The 3615-nt window shown below is 49.3% G+C and carries 6 protein-coding genes; 4 read left to right on the top strand and 2 right to left on the bottom strand.

All coding sequences use genetic code 11. From position 1 onward, the window contains the following. A partial coding sequence (locus Q0072_RS16555; protein WP_298332437.1) for a hypothetical protein occupies positions 1 to 303 on the top strand: 303 nt, incomplete at its 5' end. 110 nt (positions 304 to 413) lie between these two features. Here the strand turns inward: Q0072_RS16555 and Q0072_RS16550 are convergent. Together Q0072_RS16550 and Q0072_RS16545 are read right to left on the bottom strand one after the other, a co-directional pair. Next, entirely contained in the window at positions 414 to 1436 is a 1023-nt protein-coding gene (locus Q0072_RS16550) for a competence protein CoiA family protein (protein ID WP_298332434.1), read from the bottom strand. Positions 1437 to 1458: 22 nt separating this feature from the next. Beyond that, a complete protein-coding gene (locus tag Q0072_RS16545; RefSeq protein WP_298332432.1) occupies positions 1459 to 2103 on the bottom strand; it encodes an RING finger domain-containing protein in 645 nt (214 codons plus the stop codon). A 4-nt stretch (positions 2104 to 2107) separates the two neighbouring features. Between Q0072_RS16545 and Q0072_RS16540 the strand changes: the two genes are divergently transcribed. From Q0072_RS16540 to Q0072_RS16530, 3 genes are all read left to right on the top strand, one after another. Further along, positions 2108 to 2401, top strand: coding sequence for a hypothetical protein (locus Q0072_RS16540; protein WP_298332429.1), 294 nt, complete (start codon positions 2108 to 2110; stop codon positions 2399 to 2401). Between the two features lie 75 nt (positions 2402 to 2476). Beyond that, a complete protein-coding gene (locus Q0072_RS16535; protein WP_298332426.1) occupies positions 2477 to 2743 on the top strand; it encodes a hypothetical protein in 267 nt (88 codons plus the stop codon). A gap of 102 nt (positions 2744 to 2845) precedes the next feature. Then, entirely contained in the window at positions 2846 to 3481 is a 636-nt protein-coding gene (locus tag Q0072_RS16530) for a hypothetical protein (RefSeq protein WP_298332422.1), read from the top strand. Positions 3482 to 3615 lie beyond the last annotated feature (134 nt).

The following is a 3615-nucleotide window of genomic DNA, read 5'->3' as shown; positions in this document are numbered from 1 at the left end:
GTCTTCAATGTCGCCGCTGCTTCGCCGGACTTTGAACAACTTATCACGGTCAATGTGTATGCCGACCGCACACAGTCGTCGCCGCAGCTCGCTGGTCAAGGCATAGCGGCCCGTCTCTTTCACATACCGACATACTTCGGCTTTGGCGCGCGCCTTGCATTTTTCGCACGCCAAAATGCCCGTCAGGTGATCGTTCATCATGCAGATGCTAAAAACGCGTGGCTCCCGTTCGCCACAGTACTCACATTCTTCCACTCTGAGCACCAGTCGCGACGGCTCGTGCGGCACAGCAGGGTCCGATGACACCTTTTTCTCGCGAACCATAACAGCCACGACCGACGCCATCAACGGTCGAAATTCAAAAAGTGAGACACCAGAGATTTATTATCTCTTTATTCTGAAAAAAATAAACCTTAAAAATGACGTAATTCAGAACCAAACCACAAACAGCCGGCCGTGCGTTTGGCGCACATGTCGTTGCCTGCACTGCGCCAGTATTCCTCTTCTTCCTCTTTCTGCTCCTTCGCTACTTTGTAGCTCTGGTCGATTTCCTTTTGGCGCTCGTCTTGCAATTTGCGAAGACGCTCCCACGAAGCTGTGCAGCGCGCATCATATATGGCTTGTGGTACACTGTGATGATTTTTCTTTGCCTCTTCTTCATGCTGATTTTGTCTTTGTTTGTTTTGCCAAAACAAATGCCACTGCTCCTGCTCTTTTTTCGCCTGCTGTTCTTGCGCACTGGCCAGCATTGTCTGGTATCGTTTTTCTCTGTCTACCTGCTCCTGTACCTTATTTAAGCGATCCTGCTCATCCTGCTGGCGCTGGCGTTCGATCATCTCGGCTGCCACACGTTGCGTTTGCCACAGCAGACGCATTTCCGCTTGCCGCAAACGCGCGTTTTCGTGCTCTCGATTTTGCAAAACACAGGCAGCGCAGTTGTGGTACACAAACGAGCGATTTTCTTTTTCGGGGGTTTCTCCCTCATTGCTGTCACAACAAATGTCATCTGTTTTCAACTCGAACCACATTGGCAGACCGTCGCGCGAGCCGTCTTCGGTTCTGTGGGTATGCCAGATCTCAATGCCGGCTACCAGCTTGCCAGTAAACTTTTCAAAGCAGCCGACATCAAGGACACGTCGCTCGCCCTTGTCGTTTTCAAACGCTGCTTCCTGCTGGGCAGTCATGTCTTGCAAAACAACAGTTTTATTTTTATGCACATTGCAAGCTGGCACCAAAGTGATGGGCACGCCGGCATTGATGAGCGCGCAGATAATGTGTTTGCCAAATTTGTGTATTTCCGACTCGGGGGCAGGTGATGTGCAGTTGCTGCCAGCTAGGTGCGCAAAGTGTGATCGCCGTACAGTGCACTGCCTCCATGTCATAGGGTGGCCGCATTCCAAGCACTGAACGCGATACCCAGACTTTATGTTTTCCATTTTTTGTCTCTTTTTTTATTTTTTATAAAAATGCTTTGACAAGGCGATTCATATAATCGTCTTGCCGGTTGCCAACTACATCTTGAATGGCGGAAACTAAATCGACGCAACCAGGCTTGTTAGGGTCCGTGTACCCGGAATGAATGCAAAAGTGAACGAACGTCGGCACGTCCGAGCTGATTTCTTGCAAATGCAACATACATGCATCACGACCCGTGATGGTTTCGTAGTTGACAAACGTTTTGTGTGCCAGCTTTTTCAGCTCGTCGGGCGTGACTCGCAAATCGGCCAGCACGTCATGTATCGTCTCCTTTTTGACAGACAGTCGTATCGTCTTGGGCGGCAATCGTGTCAAAGGCTCTGGCCTGGCCACAGTCAAAGGCTCTGGCCCGGCTAAAGTCAAAGGTATTTTAAATAACAGGGCGGCAAAGGCAAAGTTTTTCTGTGTTTGGTGAAACACGGCATTACAAAGCGGACACTTTTTCTGTTGCAGCGAGATCTGGCGAGTGCAGTTGCAACAGATGGTGTGCGCGCAGGGCATGAGAATAGTGGGTTCGCGGGCCGGCGATTCGTATTTTTCAAGGCAGATGGGACATTCGGTAACCGACTCCATTCTTTCGAAGCGCGCTGAAATTTTCTGCTCATTTTTTTCTGAAAAGAGAAGCAAGAAGATGTCGAACGAAAATGAAATTGCAGAAAAGGCCGCGCAAGTATCTAAGATGGCCGGCTTGATCGTCCCTGTTTCGTTGGGGATGAGCGGCATTGGCCTGGCCAGCACATTCGCGTTTGGTGCCTTGCACACCTTGTCCAGCGATCATTCGTCGCGATACTTTCGTGTGACCCGCGGACTTACTTTTGGCAGCATCGGGTTGACGTCTATGACGTTTTTGCTGGGTGTGACGACCATGGCAACAGCAATCATGGCCGACAGCATTGCCGACTATTCTTCACAATCGAAGCGCTAAAACCCCCGTGTCCGTTTTTTTTTCTTCTGTCCAAATTTTTTTTCGGCAGTTTATTTTTTTCTTGCTGGTGAAAGCATGGACAGCAACAAGTGCGATCGCATGATTGAAGCGAACCGGGCGCTCAGGCGCATCAGTTTTGACGTTGCCACAGGTGGATTTATGTCATACGGTGTGTTTTCTTGCATGGGCTGGCTGCTTGAGCCGCAAACACGAGTTTTTCGGGCGGCCAGAGGCCTGAGCACAGCCGGCTCTGTTGCGATGGTTGGCGGCATGTTTTTCACCGTGGCCAGTTGCCTCACTGAAAAAATTGCCGAAGAGATGAAACACTGGCAAACGAAATGAAAAATCCGTTTTTTTAAAAAGTGTATTTTTGCGTTTCTGTTTTCTATTTTTTCTGGTTTTTGATGTTTCATTTTCTTTTGATTGAAGAGCGAGCGTGCAAGGATGGATACCTCAGAAACGAAAAAGGTCAAAGTTGAGCCTGACTATGAAAAGAACAAGGCCAAGGCCATCAAAGTGTTGAAAGCGTGGGCTGAGGAGCACCAACTCCACAAAAATATTCTCAAGCGCGTGTTGGGTGACAAGCCGACAGATGAAGACATTGCCACCGCTCCGATTGCCATCGTCTCGGCCATCGAACTGCTCCGAACAGCAGATCCTCGTCAATTTGATTTGCTTGTCGATGTGGTGTCAGACCATGTCAAGACTGCACGTCATCTGATGAGCATCGAATTTTCCGTGGCCGACATTGAAAAGCTGATTGACTGCGCGCCGCTCAGCCCCAAGATGACTCGGCAGCAAATGCACCACATGCTTGTGTTGCATGAGGAACCAGAGACGATCGAGCCGTCATTTGTTGTTGCGTTCACCATTGCCAGCATTGGCCGCGTGGTCTGCCGCGAAGTCAAAGCGTCTGAACTGCGCCAGTTTGTTTCCGAGTACGAGATGCGCGAGACCTCGCGCCCAGACGATAACAACTTTGTCTTTTTTGCGCCTGATTGCAGGGCCCCAGAAGTGTTTCCAGGCGGAGAAGCTGAGAAAACCGCCACGCCTCACATTTACTGTGTTTTCAAATATTAATCTTTTTTGACTGTGTTTTCAGAAAAAAAAATTCTTTATTATAATACCAATAAAAAATTAAAACAGAGCAAAAGAAAAAATGGCTCTTGAAGCACAACGCGAACAGCTGATGGCGCTTGCCGCCGACGGCGTGG

The organism is Asticcacaulis sp., assembly GCF_027484505.1.
Taxonomy (GTDB): Bacteria; Pseudomonadota; Alphaproteobacteria; order Caulobacterales; family Caulobacteraceae; genus Asticcacaulis.
This window is presented reverse-complemented; position numbering and strand designations above follow the sequence as displayed.